This is a genomic window from Actinomycetota bacterium (genome assembly GCA_036280995.1).
In the GTDB taxonomy this organism is placed as follows: Bacteria; Actinomycetota; CALGFH01; order CALGFH01; family CALGFH01; genus CALGFH01.
This window is the reverse complement of record DASUPQ010000028.1, coordinates 1-4,194: the sequence shown is the minus strand read 5'-3', so window position 1 is coordinate 4,194 and position 4,194 is coordinate 1. Positions and strand designations below refer to the sequence as shown.

Below are 4,194 nucleotides of genomic sequence, written 5' to 3'. Positions count from 1 at the left end.
ATGGTGGCTTTGTCGGCCCGCGGGTGGACGAAGAACGGAATGAGGTCCTCCCGCGGCGACAGCTCGATGTGCTCGTAGCCGAGCTCGGCCACCACCCCTGGCAGCTCGGCCAGGGGGACCGTCCGCAGCATGTACGGGTCGAGGGCGATCTTCATGGCTGCGGCGGCTCCTGCCGGGGGTCGGTGTTGCCGGACGGCGGCGTCCCCTGCCCGCTCGACCCGCCGACGTGCAGCTCGGCCACCTCCTGCTCGAACACGTGGGCGACCTCCCGCAGCCCGGAGCTCTCGGTGCCGGCCGCCTCGAGCTCGTGGGTGAGCTCCTCCAGCTCCGAGCCTCCGGCCATGAGGCCGGTCAGCTCGCCCATGGTGATCTCGCTCTTGCTCCAGTAGCCGATGCTGCGGCCCCGCTTGAGGATGAGGAAGTTGTCGCCGACCGGGTAGGCGTGGTGGGGGTTGTGGGTGATGAAGATGACGCCCAGGCCGCGCTCCTTGGCCTGGATGATGTAGCGGAGCACCACGCCGGACTGCTTGACGCCGAGGGCGGCCGTCGGCTCGTCCAGGATCAGCACCTTGGCCCCGAAGTGGACCGCGCGGGCGATGGCCACGCACTGGCGCTCGCCGCCCGAGAGGGTGCCGATCGGCTGGTCGACGTCGCGCAGGTCGATGCCCATGTCGAGCAGCTCCTGCTTGGCGGTGGTGCGCATGCCGGCGATGTCCATGGCCGGGCCCTTGCGGACCTCGTTGCCGAGGAAGAAGTTGCGCCACACCGGCATCAGCGGCACCACGGCCAGGTCCTGGTAGACGGTGGCGATGCCGCGGTCGAGGGCCTCGCGGGGCGAGTCGAAGCGCACATCGTCGCCCTCGACCTCGTAGCTGCCGTGGGTGTGCTGGTGCAGCCCGGCGATGATCTTGATCAGGGTCGACTTGCCGGCCCCGTTGTCCCCGAGCACGCAGGTCACCTCGGACGCCCCGACGTCCAACGTGACGCCCTGGAGGGCGATGATGTTGCCGTAGTTCTTGCCGGCGTCGGTGAGCCTGACCAGCGGCGCGTCGGTCCTGGTGTCGGCTGTGGCGGTCATCTCGATGCCTCCGCGCGCTGTCGGATGAAGTTGTTGAACAGGATGGCCCCGAGCAGCAGGGCGCCGAGGAAGAAGTAGAACCAGTCGGGGTTCCAGCCGGCGTAGACGATGCCCTGGTTGGTCATGCCGAAGATGAGCGCCCCGATGGCGGCCCCGATCACCGAGCCGTAGCCGCCGGTGAGCAGGCAGCCGCCGACCACGGCGGCGACGATGTAGATGAACTCGTTGCCGATCCCGATGCCGGACTGGACGGTGTTGAAGGCGAACAGGATGTGCATGCCGGTGAACCAGGCCAGGAACCCCACCGTCATGAACAGGCCGATCTTCACCTTGTTCACCGGGACCCCGACCGCCCGCGAGCTGGCCGCGGAGCCGCCGACGGCGAAGATCCAGTTGCCGACGTGGGTGCGGAGCAGGACCCAGGTGGCGATGAGGACGAACAGGATCCACCACAGCAGGGTGATCCGGATCGCGACGCCCCCGATGGTGAACTGGGAGGCGAAGATGTTCTTGGCCATCCCGAAGCCGGCGATGTCCGACACGTCGTTGGTGCCGACGTTGCCGGTGACGATCTTGGTGATGGCCAGGTTGAGCCCCCGCAGCATGAAGAACGTGCCCAGGGTGACCAGGAAGCTGGGGATGCCCGTCTTCACCACCAGGTAGCCGTTGATGAACCCGATCGCCAGGGCGACGACCAGGGCGACCAGGACGCCGACGAACATGTTGGCGCTGAACTGGTAGCTGATCATCGAGGCGACCAGCGCCGAGGCGGTGACGGCGACGCCGGCCGACAGGTCGAACTCCCCGCCGATCATGAGCAGCGCCACCGCTACCGCCGGGATGCCGTAGGTGGAGCTGACGTAGAGGACGGTGGAGAGCGAGCTCAGCTCGCGGAACGGGGGCGCCACGATGAAGAAGATGAGGAAGATGACGATCGCGCCGGCCAGCGCCCCGATCTCGGGGCGAGCCAAGAGCCGGCTGAGCGTCGACCGCTGGCCGACCCGCTCGTCTTGGGGCGGGGCCGGTGGGGTGCCGACGTCCACTGTCTGACTCATACGGACCTCCGAGGCTAGGGCCGCATGGGGGCCGCCACACTCGGCGGCCCCCATGCCGGTGGCTATCGCGTGCCGGCCTCCGCGAACTTGCCGATGAACTCGATGTTCTCCTTGTCGACCAGGAACGGCCCGGTCAGGGTCGGCTGCCCGCCGCCGAGGACGTTGCCGTTGTTCTTGTAGAGCCAGAGCGAGTCGACCGAGAGGTAGCCCTGCAGGTACGGCTGCTGGTCGATCGCGAAGATGAGCTCACCGGAGGTGATCTTGGGCGGGATCTCGGGGTTGAAGTCGAAGGTCCCGACCTTGGCCGAGCTGCTCGCCTCCTTGGCGGCGTCGATCGCGTTGAGGGCGATCGGCGCGCCCAGGGTGACCACGAAGTCGATGCTCTTGTCCTGGGTCAGCTTGGCGGCGATGGTTGATTTCACCGAGGGCAGGTCCGAGCCGTTGACGTAGATCTTCTGCCAGTTGCCGGTGAAGGTCTTCTTGACCCCGTCGCAGCGGGCCTCCAGCTGGACCTGGCCCTGGAACTGGATGACGCACAGGAGGTTCTTGTAGCCACCCTCGGAGGCCCGCTTGCCTGCCTCCTCGCCGGCCAGGCCCTCGTCCGAGCCGAAGTACGACAGCGCGCCCGACTCCGCGTAGTTGCCGATGCCGGCGTTGAAGGCGACCACCGGGATGCCGGCCTCGATGGCCTTCCGCACCGCCGGGGCGATCGCCGGCGGGTCTGGAAGGGTGACCGCGATGGCGTCGACCTTGGCGTCGATGGCGCTCTGGATCAAGGTGGCCTGCTTGCCGGAGTCCGGGTCGGACTGGTACTGGAGCTTGACGTTGTCCTTGGCCGCGGCGGCATCGGCGCCCTTGCGGATGATGTCCCAGAAGGTGTCGCCGGGGGCGCCGTGGGTGATCATGGCGACCGTCATCTCGGGTGTGTTCGCCTGGCCGGCGTTGGCACCGGCGGCGGGCGCCTCCTCCTGCTTGCCGCCGGTCTCGCTGCAGGCGGCGGCGGCCAGCAGCAGCAGCGCCAGTAGCGCCACGCGGAGGGGGTGCCTACGAAGCTGGATCATGCGATCCGCCTTTCTGCTTGGTCCTTCCTGCAAGAGGTGGCGGGGGCCGGTGGCGCCCGCGAGCCGCTCCTGATGTCGTGGTGCATCCCACCTCCAGTCAGCGTGACGTCGGGAACCCGAGCTCCACGGCGGAGTCGCGGGGGACGGGCCAGCGGGTGGTGACGACCTTGCCGCGGGTGTAGAAGGCGACGCCTTCCGGCCCGTGGACGTGCAGGTCGCCGAAGAGGGAGTCCTTCCAGCAGCCGAAGGAGTAGAAGGCCATCGGCACGGGGATCGGGATGTTGACCCCGATCATGCCGACTGTGACCTCGTTCTGGAACTTGCGGGCGGCGGCCCCGTTGGCGGTGAAGATGGCCGTGCCGTTGCCGTAGGGGTTGTCGTTGATCATGCCGATCGCCTCGTCGATGTCGGCGACCCGGAGCACGATCAGGACGGGCCCGAAGATCTCCTGCTTGTAGATCTCCATGTGGGTGCGGACCTCGTCGAACAGGGTCGGCCCGACGTAGAAGCCCTCGTCGTGGTCCTCGACGCGGACGTCGCGCCCGTCCAGGACCAGCTTGGCGCCCTCGTTGACGCCGGTCTCGATCAGGCCGGACACCTTGTCCCGGGCGGCCCCGGTGACCAGCGGGCCCATGTCGGAGGAGGGGTCGAGGCCGGGACCGGTGCGCAGCCGCCCGGCCCGCTCCATGACCTTGCCGATCAGGGCGTCGCCGGCCTTGCCGACGGCCACGGCCGTGGAGATGGCCATGCAGCGCTGGCCGGTGGAGCCGTAGGCGGCCGACACGAGCGCGTCGGCGGCCGAGTCCATGTCGGCGTCGGGCATGACGATCGCGTGGTTCTTGGCCCCGCCGAGGGCCTGGACGCGCTTGCCGGAGGAGGTGCCGCGCTCGTAGATGTAGCGGGCGATCGGGGTCGAGCCGACGAAGGAGACCGACGCGATGCCCGGGTGGTCGAGGACGGCGTCGACCGCGACCTTGTCGCCGTGGACGACGTTGAAGAT

At 68.6% G+C, this 4,194-nt stretch carries 5 protein-coding genes; all 5 read right to left on the bottom strand.

Features of this window, described 5'->3' with window-relative positions:
* Window positions 1–155: sugar phosphate isomerase/epimerase (locus VF468_00730; GenBank protein ID HEX5876849.1), on the bottom strand; the 155-nt coding region annotated here is incomplete at its 3' end.
* Window positions 152–1,078 (bottom strand): ATP-binding cassette domain-containing protein, encoded by a 927-nt coding sequence (locus tag VF468_00725; protein ID HEX5876848.1) that lies wholly within the window; start codon window positions 1,076–1,078, stop codon window positions 152–154. The genes VF468_00730 and VF468_00725, both read right to left, overlap by 4 nt.
* Window positions 1,075–2,133 carry an ABC transporter permease gene (locus tag VF468_00720; protein ID HEX5876847.1) on the bottom strand — a complete coding sequence of 353 codons (1,059 nt, stop codon included), beginning with the start codon at window positions 2,131–2,133 and terminating at the stop codon, window positions 1,075–1,077. Before VF468_00720 ends, VF468_00725 begins: the two co-directional genes overlap by 4 nt.
* Window positions 2,134–2,195: 62 nt before the next feature.
* Window positions 2,196–3,194: a sugar ABC transporter substrate-binding protein gene (locus VF468_00715; protein ID HEX5876846.1), complete on the bottom strand. Its 999-nt coding sequence runs from the start codon at window positions 3,192–3,194 to the stop codon at window positions 2,196–2,198.
* Between the two features lie 97 nt (window positions 3,195–3,291).
* Window positions 3,292–4,194, bottom strand: a 903-nt coding sequence (locus VF468_00710; GenBank protein HEX5876845.1) for an aldehyde dehydrogenase family protein, incomplete at its 5' end; no start/stop codon positions are given.

Coding starts and splice junctions, on each gene's coding strand:
- VF468_00720 (HEX5876847.1), bottom strand. CDS start 2,133: ATGAGTCAGACAGTGGACGTCGGCACCCCACCGGCCCCGCCCCAAGAC.
- VF468_00725 (HEX5876848.1), bottom strand. CDS start 1,078: ATGACCGCCACAGCCGACACCAGGACCGACGCGCCGCTGGTCAGGCTC.
- VF468_00715 (HEX5876846.1), bottom strand. CDS start 3,194: ATGATCCAGCTTCGTAGGCACCCCCTCCGCGTGGCGCTACTGGCGCTG.